The organism is Streptomyces sp. NPDC055815, from assembly GCF_053616475.1.
The window spans coordinates 28,337-45,925 of record NZ_JBSHDU010000044.1 but is presented as its reverse complement, the minus strand read 5'-3'; the positions used below and the strand labels follow the sequence as shown (position 1 = coordinate 45,925).

At 67.8% G+C, this 17,589-nt stretch carries 15 protein-coding genes and 2 pseudogenes; 7 read left to right on the top strand and 10 right to left on the bottom strand.

Going from position 1 to position 17,589, the window contains the following annotated elements:
- The first annotated feature begins 291 nt into the window (after positions 1-291).
- On the top strand, positions 292-816 hold the full coding sequence (locus ACWGN5_RS25895; RefSeq protein WP_453519288.1) for a hypothetical protein: 525 nt from the start codon (positions 292-294) through the stop codon (positions 814-816).
- A gap of 583 nt (positions 817-1,399) precedes the next feature.
- Here the strand turns inward: ACWGN5_RS25895 and ACWGN5_RS25890 are convergent.
- Positions 1,400-1,777: a hypothetical protein gene (locus ACWGN5_RS25890; RefSeq protein ID WP_453519285.1), complete on the bottom strand. Its 378-nt coding sequence runs from the start codon at positions 1,775-1,777 to the stop codon at positions 1,400-1,402.
- Positions 1,778-1,982: 205 nt separating this feature from the next.
- On the opposite strand from ACWGN5_RS25890, the gene ACWGN5_RS25885 reads away from it, so the two are divergent.
- On the top strand, positions 1,983-2,297 hold the full coding sequence (locus ACWGN5_RS25885) for a hypothetical protein (protein WP_453519283.1): 315 nt from the start codon (positions 1,983-1,985) through the stop codon (positions 2,295-2,297).
- Between the two features lie 187 nt (positions 2,298-2,484).
- On the opposite strand, the gene ACWGN5_RS25880 is transcribed toward ACWGN5_RS25885, so the two are convergent.
- On the bottom strand, positions 2,485-3,144 hold the full coding sequence (locus ACWGN5_RS25880; protein ID WP_453519281.1) for a hypothetical protein: 660 nt from the start codon (positions 3,142-3,144) through the stop codon (positions 2,485-2,487).
- Positions 3,145-3,724: 580 nt separating this feature from the next.
- Between ACWGN5_RS25880 and ACWGN5_RS25875 the strand changes: the two genes are divergently transcribed.
- Together ACWGN5_RS25875 and ACWGN5_RS25870 are read left to right on the top strand one after the other, a co-directional pair.
- Positions 3,725-3,985 (top strand): hypothetical protein, encoded by a 261-nt coding sequence (locus ACWGN5_RS25875; RefSeq protein WP_453519278.1) that lies wholly within the window; start codon positions 3,725-3,727, stop codon positions 3,983-3,985.
- Complete coding sequence (locus ACWGN5_RS25870; RefSeq protein WP_453519275.1) at positions 3,978-5,057, top strand: response regulator; 1,080 nt, start codon at positions 3,978-3,980, stop codon at positions 5,055-5,057. Before ACWGN5_RS25875 ends, ACWGN5_RS25870 begins: the two co-directional genes overlap by 8 nt.
- Before the next feature lie 167 nt (positions 5,058-5,224).
- On the opposite strand, the gene ACWGN5_RS25865 is transcribed toward ACWGN5_RS25870, so the two are convergent.
- The 6 genes from ACWGN5_RS25865 to ACWGN5_RS25840 all read right to left on the bottom strand — a co-directional run bounded on the left by ACWGN5_RS25865 (position 5,225) and on the right by ACWGN5_RS25840 (position 10,363).
- A complete protein-coding gene (locus ACWGN5_RS25865) occupies positions 5,225-6,034 on the bottom strand; it encodes a hypothetical protein (protein WP_453519272.1) in 810 nt (269 codons plus the stop codon).
- 19 nt (positions 6,035-6,053) lie between these two features.
- Positions 6,054-6,959, bottom strand: coding sequence for an aldo/keto reductase (locus ACWGN5_RS25860; protein ID WP_453519270.1), 906 nt, complete (start codon positions 6,957-6,959; stop codon positions 6,054-6,056).
- Positions 6,959-8,155 carry a cupin domain-containing protein gene (locus ACWGN5_RS25855; RefSeq protein ID WP_453519268.1) on the bottom strand — a complete coding sequence of 399 codons (1,197 nt, stop codon included), beginning with the start codon at positions 8,153-8,155 and terminating at the stop codon, positions 6,959-6,961. Before ACWGN5_RS25855 ends, ACWGN5_RS25860 begins: the two co-directional genes overlap by 1 nt.
- A gap of 17 nt (positions 8,156-8,172) precedes the next feature.
- Positions 8,173-8,319 (bottom strand): hypothetical protein, encoded by a 147-nt coding sequence (locus ACWGN5_RS25850; protein ID WP_453519266.1) that lies wholly within the window; start codon positions 8,317-8,319, stop codon positions 8,173-8,175.
- Between the two features lie 318 nt (positions 8,320-8,637).
- On the bottom strand, positions 8,638-9,822 hold the full coding sequence (locus ACWGN5_RS25845; protein ID WP_453519263.1) for an IS701 family transposase: 1,185 nt from the start codon (positions 9,820-9,822) through the stop codon (positions 8,638-8,640).
- 70 nt (positions 9,823-9,892) lie between these two features.
- Entirely contained in the window at positions 9,893-10,363 is a 471-nt protein-coding gene (locus ACWGN5_RS25840; protein ID WP_453519262.1) for a DUF6415 family natural product biosynthesis protein, read from the bottom strand.
- A gap of 207 nt (positions 10,364-10,570) precedes the next feature.
- Between ACWGN5_RS25840 and ACWGN5_RS25835 the strand changes: the two genes are divergently transcribed.
- From ACWGN5_RS25835 to ACWGN5_RS25825, 3 genes and pseudogenes are all read left to right on the top strand, one after another.
- Positions 10,571-12,022, top strand: a complete 1,452-nt coding sequence (locus ACWGN5_RS25835) for a helix-turn-helix domain-containing protein (protein ID WP_453519260.1) — start codon at positions 10,571-10,573, stop codon at positions 12,020-12,022.
- A 52-nt stretch (positions 12,023-12,074) separates the two neighbouring features.
- Positions 12,075-13,291, top strand: a pseudogene (locus ACWGN5_RS25830) (dihydrofolate reductase family protein).
- A 148-nt stretch (positions 13,292-13,439) separates the two neighbouring features.
- Positions 13,440-13,772 (top strand): annotated as a pseudogene (locus tag ACWGN5_RS25825) (hypothetical protein); the annotation flags it as partial.
- Between the two features lie 269 nt (positions 13,773-14,041).
- Here ACWGN5_RS25825 and ACWGN5_RS25820 read toward each other — a convergent pair.
- Both ACWGN5_RS25820 and ACWGN5_RS25815 read right to left on the bottom strand, forming a co-directional pair.
- The gene (locus ACWGN5_RS25820; RefSeq protein WP_453519259.1) at positions 14,042-15,631 is read right to left on the bottom strand and encodes a sodium:solute symporter family transporter; all 1,590 of its coding nucleotides are present in this window, start codon (positions 15,629-15,631) and stop codon (positions 14,042-14,044) included.
- 1,342 nt (positions 15,632-16,973) lie between these two features.
- Positions 16,974-17,327 carry a Rieske 2Fe-2S domain-containing protein gene (locus ACWGN5_RS25815; RefSeq protein ID WP_453519338.1) on the bottom strand — a complete coding sequence of 118 codons (354 nt, stop codon included), beginning with the start codon at positions 17,325-17,327 and terminating at the stop codon, positions 16,974-16,976.
- Positions 17,328-17,589 lie beyond the last annotated feature (262 nt).

Below are 17,589 nucleotides of genomic sequence, written 5' to 3'. Positions count from 1 at the left end.
AGTGAAAGCGCAGCTGGAGAGGGTTTGGCGGTGAATTCATCGAGCGGACGAAGCGGACTGCTGCAGCGTGCCTGGCCGGGTGGGCCGTCGAGGGGTCCGCATGCGGGGCTGGAGGCGGCCCCTCAGCATGGGTGCATGAGCGCGTGCCAGAACTCATATCGCGTGGTGGTGGCGGCTTCGCTTCTCGCAGTCCTGATGGCTTGCTCGGACGGTTCCGGAGAGAGTGGCCCTCCGAGCTCAGTAGCCCCGTCCCACGACAGCGCGCCTGCGGGGGCTCCCCCGGGAGCCGAGGTGCTCGGGACGGCACATCCCGGTCAGTCCTTCACCGTCACGGTCCTCGCCTCAGACACCGCTGACGACCCTCACCGATGGCAGTTCACCGTGCGCAAGGTGGTCTGCGGCAAGCCACTCGATCCGGCGGTCATGGCCTACGCGGCCGACTCGGTCGGCGCGCCCACCGCCACCCCGTCCCCCGAAGCCGGCAAGCAGTTCTGTGTGCTGACCATGGACGCGGTCAACGTCGGCAAGAGCAAGTCGTCCTGGGACGCCGACAACCGCGTGAGCCTGAACGTCGCGGACACGCGCTACACCATGTCGCAGAAGGATTCCGACTACACCATGGACTACGACCAGTACTGGAACAGCAAAGGCCAGACGGCACCGGCCTTCGGCCTCAACCCCGACAGCAAGGGGCCAGTGCACGGGGTCTTCCAGATCCCTGCCGGGGAGAAACCCACCAGCATCTGGGTCACTTCCGGCACCGCCATCACGACCATCGAGGGCGTCCAGCCGGGCTACCTCGTGCTCCTGCCGTAAGCCGGACGCCGAACCCGTGCCCTTGCCGGCGCGGTGGTCACGTGCGTGGTTCTCCAAGGCGCGGCAGGATGCCGGGGCCCGTCGGCGAAGCAGGCGGAGGGGCGACACCCCGGCAGTGCTGCCCTTCCCGTGTACCCAGCGTCAGCAGAAGCGAATGTTTACGAGGAGGCCAACAGGACCTCCTGCTTCTGGGACAACGAAGTGAGGAAGGCCGCGGCCGTGAACCCAAGGGGTGGCGATCTCCGAGGAACGTGCCCACGCTGGCGCCTACGGCGGCAACGGGGCTCGCACCGAGCAGGGTCGTGACGATCCCCGCAACGAATACGGCGATGGCAATGGCGACGCCTCTGTCCCTCACCACCGGGCCTCATGCGCCGGCATGTACTGCGTAGCGACACTGCAGACCCAACTCTCATGCCCCTGCTCGGACATCTCGGAGCAGAGCGGCTGCCGGCGATCCCCATGTGACGGTGGGTAATGCGGCCGGCAATAGTTCGTCTTGCCCCGGACGACTGTCCGGCCCGATACCGAGGGGTGGCCGGCGAAGGCCGGAGGTACCCATGTAGGCGACGGCCTGGTCCGTCTATATCGGGAGCTGGTGCACCGTGTTGTCGTCCCCGACCTCGTACACGTCGATTCGCAGCAGTCGGCGTACGTGCGCGGGAACCCGTTCGGCGGCTTTGACGGACGCCGAGGGCACGACCAGCGCGTACCGTGTGCGCGGTGCCTGGCTCGTCATGCGGCGCAGCAGCTGTCCGTAGGCGATGTCTGCGTCGATGCCCTTCTCCGAGGTACGGCCCTTGGCCTCGGAGATCAGCCGGTCGTCGCCTCGTACGGCTTCGATGTCGGTCCAGCGGTCCGTGGGATCGACCGGTGTCCAGCCTTCGGCGAGCAGCCAGGTGCGGAAGGCGTCGATGACGCGGTCCTCGTCGCTGTCGCGCGCGAGGAGCTGTCGCAGCACGGCCAGGTCAGCCTCCTGACTGCGTCGTCGCAGCCGTCCCCGGCCATCCGCGTCGAGGTCGGCGGGGCGGATCACGACGAGCCGAAGTCCGTGTGCGGGGATCTCCGTGTCTCGCCGGGCGTCGTACAGGGCCCGCTGCTCGCCCCGGTGAAACCCCGCTGACGGCGAGCCGGTCCGGCTTGTCGAAGCGAGGCATCGCCTGGTCGTGCTGAAGCTCGCGGTGCTCGACCACGAGCCGGTGACCGGGCCAGTAGGCGTCGACCGGCAGTCTGGCCTGCCGGCCGCCGATTCCGGGATCACCCAGCAGCCAGTCGAACTTGTGCTGCGTCAACGCAGTTTCGCCGAGGACCTGGTTGCACAGGCCCACCACATACGCCTCGTCACTGTCGCCTCTCGTCCCCATGCCCCGGCATCCTGCCACCGCGGCAGGCGTGTCGTGCAGGACGATCATTCGCCGCATCCCCGAAGAGGAACGACGCACCAGCGATCAGGCGAAGCGGGTGACCCGGCGGGCTCCTGACCTGACTGGAGCAGAGCTCCGGCTTCGCCGGGCTCAGGGTGAGACGGTACGGGAGATCGCCGCAGCCGCCGGCGTGTCCCCGAAGACCGTGAGAAACCGGCAACGCGTGCATGATGCGGGACAGTAACGACGGTGTGCCAGGTCACGATCTCCCGCGGATGCGAAGGTCCATCCTTGGGATGCGGGGTCAGCGATTCAGGTACTCGTAGTGGAGGAGACGGGAGCGGGCCGCCTTCTCCGTCATCCCGAGAGCCTCGGCGATCCGCGGCACCGGGATCGCCTGCCCTCGGGTGACGAGCGAGGCAGCGTAGGGGCCGGTCATGGCGACGATCGCCTCCAGGTCGTCGGCCGCCTTCAGTGCAGCGAGCGGCGCGTCATCGAGAAGCAGGTCCAGGTGCTCTCGCAGTCGGCACAAAAGAGCAGTGACGTCTTCGGGCAGGGAGATCGCTCCGGCGGCCACCTGGTCCATGTGGTTGTCCCAGTCCTTCTCCGGCCCGGAGGTGTCGTAGTCGTACGGCTCGAGCTCGCGGAGCTTCTCCCAGTCGATGGGGTAGGTGTTCTCGCCGCGCCAGCCGCACGCACACCTGCCCCGCATCGTCGTCGCCGTCGGCCGACGGAAGGTGCCGTCGTAGGCCCACCAGTCGATCGACTCATGGAAGTAGCTGCTGCTGCCCATGTCGAAGAACACCGGCCCCGGCTCACTACCGTCGGCCAGCAGCACCCCCACCACGCCCTCGTGGGACTCGAACCCCTCCCGTTCCCAAGCCATCGCGTCCTCCTCCGCCACCGTTTCGGTGGGCGATTGCTGTTCGCCCGCTGCTAGGACCACCTTGCCGAGGCGGTCCATGCCTGCGCAGCCGTATCCGGCATATTCCAAAGGCAAGTGGCGTGAACGCCCCCGGCGCGCGCCGCTCGGTATTGCCAGTGCACCTCCCGCCCAGGGGCAGGAGGGCTGAAGGAGGGCGGTAGCCAGTGCGGGGTGGCAACCGGCTCCCTGCTCCTCGATGGGATGACTGGTCGTCAGAGTCACGGAGCCGGCTCGCCGCAGGGATGCCGATGGCACGGTCGAGGACAGCAACGTCTGGTGAGCCTGCAGCTCGCCAAGGTTGTCGCGCAGCCATGGTGTCCACTCGCACGGGCAGCGACCACGCACAAGGCCTGGGGCGGCAGCCAGGGGGCTTGCTGTTGCCGAAGGCCAGCAGGTGTTGCGGCGCAACGGCCTGCCAACAGGCGATCGCTCTGTCTGCTTGATCAGCCAGAACGCACCGTGGAAGGCGATTTCGAGATGGCGGCAACACGGACGCGTTGTTGCCGCTGTTCTCCGATCGCACATGGCAACGGTTTCGGGGGCCTACATTCTTGGATCCTCCCCTCTGGCAATCCGCCGGATGAGTGACAAGTCCCGGCGCTCTGTGCCGGGTTGAAGGATGGAGATCTTGATGGATCGGCCGCTGCTGTCGTTGAGAACGACCCTGGTGCTTCTGCTCGCGCTGCTCGCCGGCGGCGCGGCCGGAGGTCTGACCGTCCTCGCGGGCGAGGGGGTACCGCGCAGCGTGCTCGCGGGCCTCGCTGTCGCGGCACTGGCGGTGCCTTTCTTCAACCGTCTGGTGGGCGCCGAGGCCGGCGAGGCCGCGCAGTGTGGTCATGCGGTGGTGGTGCGCTCGCACGAGGAGCAGGGACATGGGTGAGCTGCGGCCGCTGGGGGATGGTCTCAACGACGCTTCCCGGGCGCTGGCCATGGCTCTGCGGGAGCTGTTCGAGGGGATGGAGTTGTCCGTGCGCCGGTATGCCGCGCGGCGCCGGCGGGATCCGGGGACGTTCTCTCGGTATCTGAACGGGACCCGGTTACCGCCGTGGCAGGTGATCAATGAACTCTTCGCCGATCTGGGCGAGCACCGTGGGACGGTGGTCACTCCTGAGGCCATCGAGTTCGTGCGTGAGCTGTACGGGTCGGCTGTCGATGCCGGGTCTTCGCCCAACAATGCGGTGGAGATCCTGGAGCAGCAGTTGGCGGACGCCGACCGGGACTCGCGGCGCTCCAGTGTGCGTGGTGATGTTCTGGGCGATGCGCTGCTGGACCGTACGCACCGCATCGCGGACCTAGAGGTGCGGCTGAGTCAGCTGGAGGCCGACCGCAGTGCCGAGAGGCGGCGGGCGGACGAGCTCGCGGAGGCTCATCCCGACGTCTCCGGCCTGTTGGAAGAGCGCGACGCGCTGCGCAGCGAGGTGCGGCGGCTGGAGACAGACCTCCGGACGGCACAGGCGCTGCATGCCGCGGCCGAACACCGGTGTGATCTGCTGGAACGGCAGCTGGAGGCCGTGGAGACGGTCACTCCCGCGCTGCCTGCCCCCGTGGTGTCCCAGCAGATGCCGAAGATCCTGATCGTCGACGACCAGCCGGACAACCTGATCGCGATGACGGCGGTCCTCGCGACGCTCGACCAGGAACTCGTCACGGTCTCCTCCGGTAAGGAGGCGCTGAAAGCGCTGCTCGACCACGACGACTTCGCCGTCATCCTCATGGACGTGCAGATGCCGGAGATGGACGGCTACGAGACCTGCGCCCACATCAAGCGCCGTGCTCGCACCCGTGACGTCCCCATCATCTTCCTGACCGCGATGGGAGCGGGGCCGGAGCACTCCGCCCGCGGGTACCAGGCCGGCGCCGTCGACTACATCAGCAAGCCCTTCGACCCCTGGGCCCTGCGGGCCAAGGTCGCCGTGTTCACCTCCATCTACCTGGAGCGCAACACCCCGTAGCACGACCCCGGCCGGACACGCTCTGGCGAACTCGCGTTCGCCGGGCCCCGGCCTGCTCATCCCAGGTGGAAACTCGCTACGCCGTGCCCTCGCTCGACGGGGTCATCTCCAGCTGGTGCACGCCACCTGCACACCTTCCCTGTGACGGCCACGACTTCTGAGCCCTGTCACTCTGCCGGGAAGGTGGACCTGCTGGTGATCTCGTCGACAAGACGGTGCAACGGGGCGACGAGGTCGGGGTGGTCACCGCGCGAGGCGGCCTGGAGGAGATCGGCGGCAACAACGAGGAGCGCGGTGCGGCCGGTGTGAGTGTCGAGGATGTCGGCGAACGCCTCTCGGATGCGGGCGGCGGTGGCCGGTGCGAGGAGTGCGTAGGAGTACAGGAGTGCGGCGTCCCAGCCTCGGGGCGCGAGGCCGAAGCCCTCCCAGTCCAGGATCGTGGCGCCGGCCGTGAGGTTGGCGGTGTGGAGGTCGCCGTGGGCGCAGGTCCAGTCGGTGATCTGGGGCGCGGGGCGTCCGGTGAATTGAGGGACGGCGCGGTCGATCCATTGCTGGCGGACGCTGACCCGGTCGGTCGCCGTTGCGGCGACAGCACCGAGGTCTTCACGGATCTTCTTGAACCAGGTGTCGGGCAGGTCGAGTTCGTCATGGAGGACGGGGCCGCTCGGGGAGAGGACGGGTTCGTCGACGAAGGTGGTGAGCTCGGCGCGGTAGGCGTGTGCGTCGGTGGTGGCGTCGTGGATCGCGTGCAGGGTGGGCTTGCGGACGGTGGGGAACAGGAGCGCTGCCTGTTCCTGTCCGGTCCAGGTTCGGCCGCCTTCCTTCCCGTCGGGGGCGGTCTGGAGACGGAGCCAGCAGGCGCCGTGAAGAGGGTGGTCGGTACGGCGGCCGAGAGTGCGCCCCCGATGGCCCCAGGCAGGTGGGCCAGAGGCGGTGGTGTTGAGGGCGGCCGCGGCCCGGGTATGGGCGGCGGTCATGCGCTCCTCGTCGGTGGGGTCAGGCGGTGGCGAGTACACGAAGAACGCTCCGCAGGGTGGTGGCCGGTACGGGGTCGTGAGCGAGCGCCGTGAGGGCGCGGTCCCAGTGTCGCGGATCGGCAGTGGACACAAGGACGCGTTCGATGCCGGGGCAGGAGGCGACTGCGGCGAGCGCTGCTTCGGCGATCGTGGTTCCGGGGCGGATGAGGCCGGCGAGTTCGGCGCCGCCGTCGAGTCGGGCGAGCTCGCCGCCGTGCAGGGGTGCGGAGGCGTGCACGTGCCAGCCGTGGTCGACGGCGTGGGCAATCGGTCCGCGCCCCAGGAGTGCTTGTGCGAGGGCGGTGTCCTCGATGAGCGAGACGGGGAGCTGGATCGTCGTCAGGTGGTGGTCGTGGCTGCCGGCCGCGGTCTGGGCGAGGCGGTTCAGGGTGGCGACGGTGAAACGGCCGTCGGTGAAGCCGTTCCAGGTGGCAACGCCGTAGGAGGCGATCCGTCCGCAAGCCACATCTTCCTCCAGGACGGCGAAGACGTTTCGCAGTCCGACCGCAAGCTGGTCGTCGGGTAGGTGCTCGGGGTTGTGGACGAACACGGTGTCGAGCCGGTCTCGGCCAAGTTCCGCCCGGGCTCGTTCCACCTGCCAGCCCACCACAGCGGGATCGAGGCTGTGCCGGGCATCGGCAGGTATGGGGATGCCGTCTGCGGCGGCCGCTCGGATTGCTTTGGGGGTGAGGTAGCCGCTCTTGGTCGCGACCCGCAGGCGCGGGTGCGCGGCCAGCGCCGGGGCGAGGAGCCGGTGGGCGTTGCCGTCGCAGTAGTTGGGGGCGGTATCGACCCACGGCATGGGGGCAGTGGCGGCGTGTTCAGCGGCCTGGTTCATCCGGTCGGCGGGGATGCGGTAGGTGCCCAGTGCGAGGGTCGCGGTCATCAGCGCTCCCCCGGGCGGACTGTGGCCGCCTGGGCGGCGAGGAGTTCCTGGACGACGAGCGCGACGTCGCCGACCGGGAGCTGGCTCGCGGTGGCGAGGTCTCCGAGCGGCGTCCATGCCGGCATGGCGGCGAGGAGGATGTCGAGGAGCGGGTGGGCGGCCGGGCCGAGGTCGATCTCGTTGCCGGCCGCGGTGAGCCGGACCAGGCTCTCTCCGTCGACCGTGACGCGAGTGGTGCGGGCGCGGGCGGTGGTGAGGCGTACGAGCAGACCGGGGTCGGCGGGCACACAGTGGATGTGCGGAAGCGAGGGGCGGAGCCGTCCGAGGTCTTCGGCGTCCCGGGCGGCCGTGTAGGCGTCGAGGAGGCCGGGGGTGTCGAAGAGGGTGTCGAGTTCCTTGCGCAGGGCGGCGACGTAGTCGGCCTGGCCTTCGGCACTGGCGTGGAGAGGAAGGTCGGTGCGGGCTGTCGTGCTCGCACGGAGCCGGTCAGCTGCCCAGGTGATGAGGTCAGCACCGGTATGCGGGGCGAGGCCGCACGTCAGATGCAGGGATGCCTCGCCCTGGTCAGCGGTGACCGAATGCCACCAGCCGCGCGGCACATACAGCACGTCTCCGGAATGGAGGGTGAGGTCGGCGAGTGGCTGTTCGGGCGGGGGCTCGGGGGTGGTGACGTCCCGGTACATCGGGCGTTCGCGGGTCGGCCCGAACAGGCGCCACCGCTTCGTGCCGGCGATCTGGATGATGAGGGTGTCGTGGTCGTCCCAGTGGGTGCCGAAGCCCTCGGTCGGCGTCCAGGAGGCGTAGGCGTTGACCTGGACGTGGGTGCGCAGGTGTTTCTCCAGGGCGGCGGCGAGGTCGCCGACCGGATCGTGGAGTTCGTCGACCGCGTCGAGGACGAGGGAGGCGCCCTCGGCGAGCCGCTCGTGGAGCTCCGCCGGGTAGGTCCGCTGCCACACGGTGGCCCGGCGGCTCGTGACCGGTACGGCGTAGTGGTGTGCCGGGAGGGTCTGGCCGTCGGCGGACAGTCGCAGTCGCGGGGGCTCCAGGCGGTGGGCCGCGATGAGGTCGCTGAGGGTGCCGTAGGAGAACAGGGTGCCTGGGTTCGTGACGGCGCCGGGCAGGTGCAGGTAGTCGCGGGTATACGTCTGGGCCAGGAAGTCCTGGCCCAGACGTTCCGCGATGAACGGGACGGTCATCGCGCGGTGTCCCCCTTCTAGTCGTTGGAGTCCGAGCGGCCGGTGCCGCCGCCGTCCGACGGGATCACGCCCCGGCTGCGGGCCGCGGCGATCGCGCGGCGCGCACGGACCAGACCGCCCGGCTGCCCGTTCTTGCGGGGCTGTGGGGTGTTCGAGCTCTTCATCTCGATCGGCCTCCTTCGATGGGTCGGGGCGGCCGGACTTCCCGACCGCGGGCCCGCGCATCGCCTTGAAGGGGAGCGGTGTGCGGGAGTGTATGGATGGGCCCCGCCCCTGCCTGGCGGGCCTGGGGCTCAGGCGCCGTTCCCCAGGGGGCTAGTACTGCAACGGTCTTTGCTGTGACGGTTGGGCAGTTTCTGGTGGTGTGTGGCCGCGTCGTTTGTAGTGGCTGAGGCGGGCTTGTTGTTGTCGTCTGCGTCGCCAGTTGGACCAGTGCAGGACGTGGTCGACGGGTGCTGGGTGGCGGTGGGTGAGGCGGTGGATCAGGCGTCTGAGCTCGGGGAGGCTGAGGGGGACGAGTTCGGAGGATCCGTTTCTGCTTTCCCGGTGTCGAGTTCGCGGGCCCGCAGCACGGTGAGGCAGGCGTGGGCGGCCATGGCGAGGGTCATGTGGCGGTGCCAGCCGGGGTAGCGGCGAACCTGGTAGTCGTCCAGGCCGCATTCCTGCTTGGCGGTCTGGAAGCACTCCTCGACAGCCCAGCGGGCACCGGCGACGTGGATCAGCTGGTCCAGGGTGGCCTCGGCGGGGCAGTAGGCGACGTAGTAGGAGATCTCCTCGGGTCGGCGGACGCTGCGGCGGGCGATCACCCAGTGCCGGCGGTCTTCCCGGTGCCAGGGCCTGACCTCGACCCTCGCCCAGTCGAAGACCCGGGGGCCGTGGGAGCCGTTGCCGCAGGACCGGCGTTTCCACTTCTGCCTGGCCAGTCCGTTGAACAGGTCGTGAACCGGGTGGTCCATGGCCCAGCGGGTGACGACGGTGTCGTGGCGGGTGGTGGCCATGACATGGAAGACATCGGCCCGTTCCAGTTCGGTCCGCCAGCTTTTCGAGTAGCCGTAGCCGGCGTCCGCGGTGACCCAGCCGAACGGGATCTTCTCCTCGATCGCGCGGCGGACCATCGCCCTGGCCATCGCAACCTTCGTCTCGAAGGCGGTCGTGTCGGCGATGCCGGCCTGTCGGCACCGTTCCCGGTCGTCCGTCCAGGACGCCGGCAGGTAGAGGCGCCGGTCGATGAGGGTGCGGCCTCGGGCCGTGGCATAGGCGAGGAAGACCCCGACCTGGCAGTTCTCCGTCCGTCCGGCCGTGCCCGAGTACTGCCGCTGGACCCCGGCCGACCGGTCTCCCTTCTTCAGGAAACCGGTGTCGTCCACGATCAGCACCGCTTCCCGATCGCCGAGGTGCTCGACGACGTACTCGCGCACGTCGTCCAGGACCTCCTCCGCGTCCCAGTCGATCCGGTTCAGCAACCTGTGGATCCGGTCCGGACCTCCGTGCCCGGCCTCCTCCGCCAGCGTCCAGCCGTTCTTCCGCTCGAGCGGAGCGATCAACCCCCGCATATAGGCGAGCGCCGACTCACGCGGCTCCGACCTGGCGAAACGGTGCACGAACCGCTCATGCAGAGCCTTCAGCTCACCCGCCCACGACCGGGCATCAACCAATACCCCACCCATGAACAGACCAACGACTCACCCGCCCAACCGTCACGGCAAAGACCGTTGCAGTACTAGCCGCTTGCAGGGGCTATGGCTTCGCCGGTACGGGATCGGGCCGGGCGGCGAGAGCGCGGTCGAGCGCCCTGTGTAGGGCGCGCACGAGGCGGGCCGTCGATTGCGCGGCGGTGAGCGGGTCACGGGGGCGGTGTGCCGTGTCGAATCGGCGTACGGCCTCGGCGCAGGACGCGCGTGCAAGGGGTACGGCCGGGTCGGTCTGCGGCAGACGCCCGCACGCGGCCTTGGTCTCCCGGATCAACAGACGGCCGTAGCCGGTGAGCTGGAGGGTGATCTGGTCGAGGTCAGCCGGCAGCAGGACGGCGGTGTTGCGTCGCCAGGTCAGGACGGTGTCGACGAGCCGTTCGTGCACGTCCCGGTCGAGCAGCACGGTGCCGTCGAGAAGTGCCTGGGGGGCGTGGACGATGCCGGCATGCGGGCTCCTGCCCGATCCGCCCCGCCCGGCGCGGGCGGGATGGGTGGAGGGGGTGGCCGGTTCGGTCACGTCGGCGCCTCCAAGTCGGTTAGTTGTGGTGGGTGTTCGGATACGGTGTGACGGCTCGCATCACCCATCGAAGCCGTGGGCAGGCGCGGTGGCCAGGCGCGGCATGGGGCCCGGTGTGCCGGCCCCGCTGGCCCCATGGGAACCGTGGCGATGACGCCGGGAGCAGCAGAGCATCGGGGCTGGAGGCTCAGGGAAGGGGCGGGAGGCATGGGGCAGCGGCCGAAGCAACTGACGCCCGGGGCCGGCCCGTGGCACCGGTGGGGACACGAGTTACGGCAGACCCGCATCGCACGCGGACTCTCCCAGCAGGAGCTGGCCGCACGCGCTCTGATCGACCGGTCGCACCTCGCGCGCCTGGAGCGCGCCGAACGGCCCGTCCCTCGTGAGATCGCGGTCGCCGTCGACCGGGCCCTGGATGCCTGCGGGGCACTGGTCCGGCTCTGGGAATGGGCGCAGCGACAAGCCTCCCACTCCCCCGCTGTCAGCGTGCCGGAGGACTTGGGGCTCGGGATGTCCAGAGCTGGGGTTCGGGGTCATGGGGCCAGTCGCGCAGCGGATGGGGCCACGACCCCCGATGATCTGGTCGCAGGCTTGTCCGGGCAGGCAGGCTCCGATCATGGCGACACGGACACGGTCGTCGTGCCCTGCCGTATCAAGGGAAGGATCCTGTTCGTGCCTGTGCCCCGCCGCGTCGTCCTGGCTTCCGGACTCGCCGGCCTCGCCTCGACCGCGTTGCCCGCCACGACGGCGTTCGCCGGCACGCTCCCGGGTGACATGGGATCGCCTGTCGAGCACTATGCGCAGCTGCGGCGTGTGCTGATCCAGACGGACAACCTGATCGGTGCCCGGCACGTCCTGCCCGCGGTCCAGCAGCACCTGGCCCAGCTCACGGCGCGCCGCCGCACCGCCCGGGGTACGGATGCGGTGCGGTTGTTGTCGCTCGAGACCCGGTTTGAGGAACTGGCTGGGTGGCTGGCCCAGGACATCGGTGACGACCGCTGCGCTCACGGCCACACCGCCCGAGCGTTGGATGCTTCCCACATCACCGGCGACAGCGACCTGACCGCGTACATCCTGGGCCGCAAGGCTCAGCTCGCCGTCGACACCGGGCACCCCTCGGATGCCCTTGGGCTGGCGGCCGCCGCCCGGCGCACCGCCCGCTCTGGCAGTCGGCTCGAGGTCATCGCCGTCATGCACCAGGCGCATGCGCACGCCGTCCTCGGTGACGGGACACGGGCTCTCAGGGCTTACGACTCCGCGCTCGCGCTCTTGGGGGGCGCGGAGGTGGACGGGGTGTGGGGTTCATGGCTGGATGAGGCGTACGTCCATACCGCCCGTGCCCGCTCGCTGGCCGCTCTCGGATGCTACGAGCAGGCCGCGCGGGGATTCGACACGGCGATCGCCGAACTGCCCGGCGCCTACCGGCGTGACCGCGGCGTCTATCTCGCCCGCGCGGCCCGGGCCCACGCAGGAACCGGCAACATCCCGCTCGCCGCCCGGATCGGCCTGCAGGCGGTGGGTGTCGCCGCGGAGACCGGTTCGGCCCGCATCATCGGCCAGCTCGATCTCCTCGACCACGCCCTGTCCACCACCGTCGGCGAGCAGGGCGTCGCCGAATTCCGGGACGCGCTGGACCGGATCGTCCTCCACCCCGCCTGACACCCATCCACCCGCACCGCTTTCCCGCCCCGCGTCGCACTGGAGCCGCCCCGTGTCACCCCGCCCTTACGTCCTGCTGTCCGCCGCCGTGTCCCTGGATGGCTACCTCGACACCCGGCCGGGCGAGGACCGGCTGATGCTCTCCAACCCTGCGGACTTCGACCGTGTCGATTCCGTGCGCGCGTCCGTCGACGCGATCCTCGTCGGCGCCGGAACACTGCGCGCCGACAATCCCCGGCTTCTGGTGAACTCGTCTCAGCGGCGCGCCGACCGTCTCACCGCTGGCCTTCCCGAGTACCCGCTGAAGGTCACGATCACGGGCACCGGTGACCTCGACCCGGAGTGGAAGTTCTGGCATCACGGCGGCGAGAAGCTCGTGCTGGCCGTCGGCAGCCAGGCAGCGGAGAAAGCCGGCAAGGCTCTGGGCGGCCTCGCCACCATTCAGGGCGTTCCGCAGGATGCCACCTGGCCGGTCGCCCTTGACGTCCTCGGCGAGGTGTATGGCGTGCGGCGGCTGATGGTCGAGGGCGGCGGGACCATCCACACCCAGCTCCTCGAGGGGCAGCTCGCCGATGAGCTGCAGCTCGTCATCGCCCCTCTCCTGGTCGGGCAGAGCGACGCCGTGCGCATGCTCGGCCCCGCCCACTACACGGGCGGGCCCTCCGCACGTCTGCGGCTCTTGGAAACACGGCAGATCGGCGACGTGGTACTCCTCAGGTACGCCCCCAAGGACATCAGCACGGAGCCCCGATGACACCCATCCCCACACCCGCCCCGGCCCCCGGTCCCACCGGCCGCGGCCGGCCCGGTGCCGGCCACGAAGCCTCCTCCGCGGACCGGGACTGGCTCGCGCTCGCCTGCGAACTCGCCACCCACTGCCCACCGTCCGACACGGCCTTCAGTGTGGGAGCGGTCATCGTCGCCGCCGACGGAACCGAGCTCGCCCGCGGATACTCACGTGAGAACGACCCCCACGACCATGCCGAGGAAGGCGCCCTCGCCAAGCTTCCTGCGGGCGAGCCACGTCTGGCCGGCGCCACCGTATACAGCTCGCTGGAGCCCTGCGCGAAACGCGCCTCGCGGCCCAGGCCGTGCGCCCAGCTCATCAAGGATGCCGGGATCCGCCGCGTCGTCACCGCCTGGCGCGAGCCCGACACCTTCGTCCCCGGAGCCGACGGCGCCGAACTCCTCCAGCACGCCGGCGTCACCGTCGTCGAACTACCCGAGTACGCCGACGCGGCGAAGGAACCGAACCGGCACCTGCTGTAGACGGCCTGGGGAGGCGTAGCGGGAGGAAACCTCCCCCTGGTCGACCGGTCCGTTGATCGGCAAGGCTACTGGCCCGCTGATCTACTTCCCCATGCGGTGGAGCGTGGCCGAGGAGGCATCGGCCTACGCGGCCGCCGTGGCGGATTCCATGGGGCTGGTCTGCTTCGATGTGATGAGGGCTTCGCCGTGGATCGTGCCGGATGACCTGTGGGAGCGGATTGATCCGCTCTTGCCGAAGCGGGAGAGGCGGCTCAGGTACCCGGGCCGCGAGCAACGTGCCGGCGTCGGCTGCGGGACTGGAACGAGCTCTGGCGACAGCCCCACGAGGTGTTGCCGGCCGAGCTGAATGCTGCGGCCCGTCTTCGACTGGTCGAGAACGGTCGTCGAATCCAGCCACGTCAGAGCGCTAGAGAGAGGGCTCCAGACGGGCCCGCCGCAGGTCGACCGGGGACGGGCCGGCTCCAAGAACTATGTGATATCGCGGCACCCGAGCGGCAAGCTGAACAGCTGGGCGAGAAAACAACCTGTGCAGCCTTGCTGACAGTTCGGATGCCTCGACCTCTGGGCCCTCATGATGGCTTGGACCGCAAGACCGAACCGAGCTGGCAGACCAAACCCGTCTGACCCGGTCGAACCTCCATTGCGCCTGCCACAAGCGCCCCACCCCCGCGTGTGGCCGGGGGTGGGGCAAGCCGGATGAATCTTCCGTCTCCTAATTATTTGGGAAATGAATAGGAGAACAGGGAGAGATCACGCAGAAGCCTTGAGGCGAGCTCCGGAAGCAGCTCCTTTCCTTGCACGCAGAGGTCCATCGAGGCGACTTGCGACCCACCCGATGAGGAATCCTGCTGGTACGGAAACCAGGGATATGTGGTGCAGAGGGAACCAGTGGAAGTCCCTGTCCGGGAGTAGCGCGATGGGGCTTCCGGAAACGCTCGGGCTGAAGACCTGAAGGAAGACACAGAAGGCGAAGGATCCGTACATGGTCGCATACAGACCGGTTCGGTTGAAGCCGCCCCAGAGAAGTCCGTAAACAATCACTGGGAGCACCACGGACGCACCGATAGCGAAAACGAAAGAAGTCATCGAGACAACGCTCCAGGTGTGAAGCTTCACCGCCAGGAAAAGACTCAGAGCGCCCGAACCGATAATGAACCAGCGAGCCAGGGATACTTGCTTCCCCTCTTCTCTTTCAGTGTACTTTCGCGATGAGGGGTACAGGTCGCTAACGAGAGAACCGACGGCGAGGGTGATACCCGATGCCGTGCTGAGGGCGGTAGCGAAAACAGCACACGAAACAAGGGAAACCAATATTTCTCCGACAGTCCCGTTGTTCAAGCTTCCCGAGAGGAGGAAAAGAGCTGAAATTCCCTGCTGGTCGCGGAGCGTGAGAGGCTGATCGCCAACCATTGCCGCCGAAGCCAGTCCGATTGTCGCCATGAGGACAGCGCACAGAGAAAGGATGATCGTCGCAGATACCGCCCCCTGGCGGACGGATCGTCCGTCAGTAAATACGTTTAGGCGCATGAAGATATGGGGCAGGGCTGCGGCACCGAGCGCGGCTGTGACAGCCAAGGAAACTACATCCAGCTTTCCTTCCAATGAGTCTCCGTACAACTTTCCGGGAGAATAGTAGGAATGAACGTCGCCGCTCTTCTGACCAGCCCCCTCCACGATCGCCCCGAAGTCCCAGTTCTCGTGTCGAAGGACGACCCAAGTAAGCGCCAAAAGAGTGGTCAGAACGAGCACGGTCTTGACGAGCTGAATCATGCTCGTGCCTCGCATACCGCCGAAGGCGGCGAAGCTGATGATGAGCATTCCGTTCAGAGCAGTGCAGACCTGGGAGGCCGCTTCGCTGTCCAGGCCGAAGACGTACGCCGTGGCGTCTCCCGCGACCGTGAGCTGGACGATTGCCATCGGGATGCACATGGCTACCGTAATAACGGCCCCTGCTATCCGAGTCGCGCGCCCCGGGAAACGGCGCAACATGATTCCGCTCAGGGTGAACCCCCCTGCAGATCGGAGCGGACCCGCCAAGAGAAGGAGAATCGCGGGACCCGCAGTCACGCTAGCCGCGATCACCATTCCATCGAAGCCGCCGACAGCAATTGCACTAACATTACCGAGTAGAGCGGTAACCGGTATCCAGTCCCCGCACAGCGCGAGAGTGTTCTGGAATTTCGAAATACCCCTCTCGGCACTGAAGAATTCAGAAACGCTGTCATTCCTGATACCCACGAAGAGGCAGAGGAGGAACGAGGCCATCACGAAAAGCACAAAGATGACGACTGGCGATATCAGCCCGTCCGAAGAAGCCGCCAGAGAGTTCTGTGCGTTCACGCGCGCTCCACCTTGTTGTACCAGACGACAGAAACGATTACGGCTAGGTTCTGGAGACCCAGTATGAGCATCCCGAGGGTAAATCGACCAGAGATAGTGTTACCCAACTCTTCCCCCAGGAGAAGTATTGAAAGGGGCGTCACCCCTACAGCGGAAAGGATTGCAACAGAGAGGCGACGACGCTCTTTTGACACTGCCCGAATTTTATGCTTCGAATTCGGACTTTCCGGACTCTCTACCGGCCACTCTTCTGCGCCGTATATGGGCATGCGTTGAATCCTTCTGACCGGTAAGCGAAGCATTGATGCGTCGCAGTGCGGCCTAGGTTGTTTTTCGGGATGTGCCACCGGAAAGCCTGGCAGCAGGGAAGGTTTCCTTGGCCGCCCGCTCATGGACGGCGAGCCGCGGCGCACAGGCACTCGGGGGTCTCTGCGGCCACCATCGGGGTGTCGGCGGACCCGCGGAGGGGTAACGCGTCACGGCCAACAGGAGCGGTCCGGCAGGCAAGGCGCGCGGTGTGGATGCCAGCGGCGCTCACCCCGGAGGTGACAGCTCGGTGGTAACTGCGCACCTTGTGCCCCATGAGGCGAGCCGGATATGGCGAGCACGGCCTTGCGCTCGCTGGAGGACCCGGCGCTCACAGCATCGCCCCATCAAATCAACCAGGATCAGGGCCCCTCCGACGGCGGGACCCTAAGGATGCGGCAAGGCAACCTGCCTCACCCGTGTACCGAGATCCCGCAGCAGTCATGCCGACGGGGGTCACACGGAAGGGAGGCTACCAAAATATTCACTCTCTATTAAGTCTTTTTACGCATAGTAAAGATTCGACTGATGCGGTCGGCGAATCAGTCCCTGCGGCGACTCCCGCTTGGGCGGCCATCTCAGGAGTCGTTCGACTTCAGGGAAATCCCCAAGGAGAACAAAACACCTCCTACCTGGGCATAAATGGAAGTCACGCACCTCCTGATCATCGCTGCCACCAGCATCCCGCCCGCTGTCCGCCCGACCGTCGGCAACCGCAGCGTCGTCGCAGCCCATTCCACCGCTCGCTCCGAACTCCGCGCTCACGCCGAGTTGTCGACCTCGCCTTCGACTCCCCGGCACTTGTTTTCGTCGCCTGCGGATCCGCTGGGAGATCCGCAGGCGGCTTCCACGAAGCCCCTCTCCCCCTGGGAGGGCGCGCTCGTCTGCCGGAGATGCCAATCACAGCCATCCGGAGCCCTCGTTCTCCTTCGGCGGGCTTCCCTAACCGAAGGAGAACGGTCAAGCAGCCGGCCGATCTGACGCCTCCTTCGCGTGAGGTCACTCTTGGCAGCGGGAAGAAGGCATCAGGGACACGTCAGGGCACCCGCCTGCTCCCGGTCGCGAAAACCAGTCCCTCGTACGTGTCGAGTTGGGCGACCTCGCTCAGTCCCCACTGCTCACGCTCGAAGTGGGCCGGATAGTCGTCTCCGTTGGGGACATTGACGAGCTTTCCGGCCATGTCGTACGACCAGCCGTGGTAACTGCAGGTGAACGCCTTCGTCGCACCCTCGTCCGCCCGACAGACCCGCATGCCACGATGCCGGCGGGCATTGAGGAAGGCGCGCAGCTTCCGCTCCCGGCCCATGGCGACGATGACCGGGTCTTCCCCCATGTACGTGGTGAAGAAGTCGCGCCGTTTCTCGAACTGGCTCTCGTGCGCTAGGAACAGCCAGCTGGGCGCGAAGACTCGGTGCAGCTCCTGCTGGTAGAGGGCCGGAGCGCTGAAGATGGTGCGGTCGATCAGGCCGCGGCCGAGGCGAAGTACCTGGTGACGTCCTCGTCAAACCACACGATCGGCGTGTGCCTTTGGTGGTCCTGGTCTTGCCACATGGGTACAGGAGACGGGTTTTGCCACCATCACCCCCAGTTCGTGTGCCGTGATGCGGCACGCCTCAATTGGCTGGCCGTGTGCCGCGGAGCTGCATCATGGT

Bases quoted from the DNA above. Each gene is read 5' to 3' on its own strand.
- ACWGN5_RS25880 (WP_453519281.1), bottom strand. From the start codon at position 3,144: ATGGACCGCCTCGGCAAGGTGGTCCTAGCAGCGGGCGAACAGCAATCG.
- ACWGN5_RS25875 (WP_453519278.1), top strand. From the start codon at position 3,725: ATGGAGATCTTGATGGATCGGCCGCTGCTGTCGTTGAGAACGACCCTG.
- ACWGN5_RS25870 (WP_453519275.1), top strand. From the start codon at position 3,978: ATGGGTGAGCTGCGGCCGCTGGGGGATGGTCTCAACGACGCTTCCCGG.
- ACWGN5_RS25865 (WP_453519272.1), bottom strand. From the start codon at position 6,034: ATGACCGCCGCCCATACCCGGGCCGCGGCCGCCCTCAACACCACCGCC.
- ACWGN5_RS25860 (WP_453519270.1), bottom strand. From the start codon at position 6,959: ATGACCGCGACCCTCGCACTGGGCACCTACCGCATCCCCGCCGACCGG.
- ACWGN5_RS25855 (WP_453519268.1), bottom strand. From the start codon at position 8,155: ATGACCGTCCCGTTCATCGCGGAACGTCTGGGCCAGGACTTCCTGGCC.
- ACWGN5_RS25850 (WP_453519266.1), bottom strand. From the start codon at position 8,319: ATGAAGAGCTCGAACACCCCACAGCCCCGCAAGAACGGGCAGCCGGGC.
- ACWGN5_RS25845 (WP_453519263.1), bottom strand. From the start codon at position 9,822: ATGGGTGGGGTATTGGTTGATGCCCGGTCGTGGGCGGGTGAGCTGAAG.
- ACWGN5_RS25835 (WP_453519260.1), top strand. From the start codon at position 10,571: ATGGGGCAGCGGCCGAAGCAACTGACGCCCGGGGCCGGCCCGTGGCAC.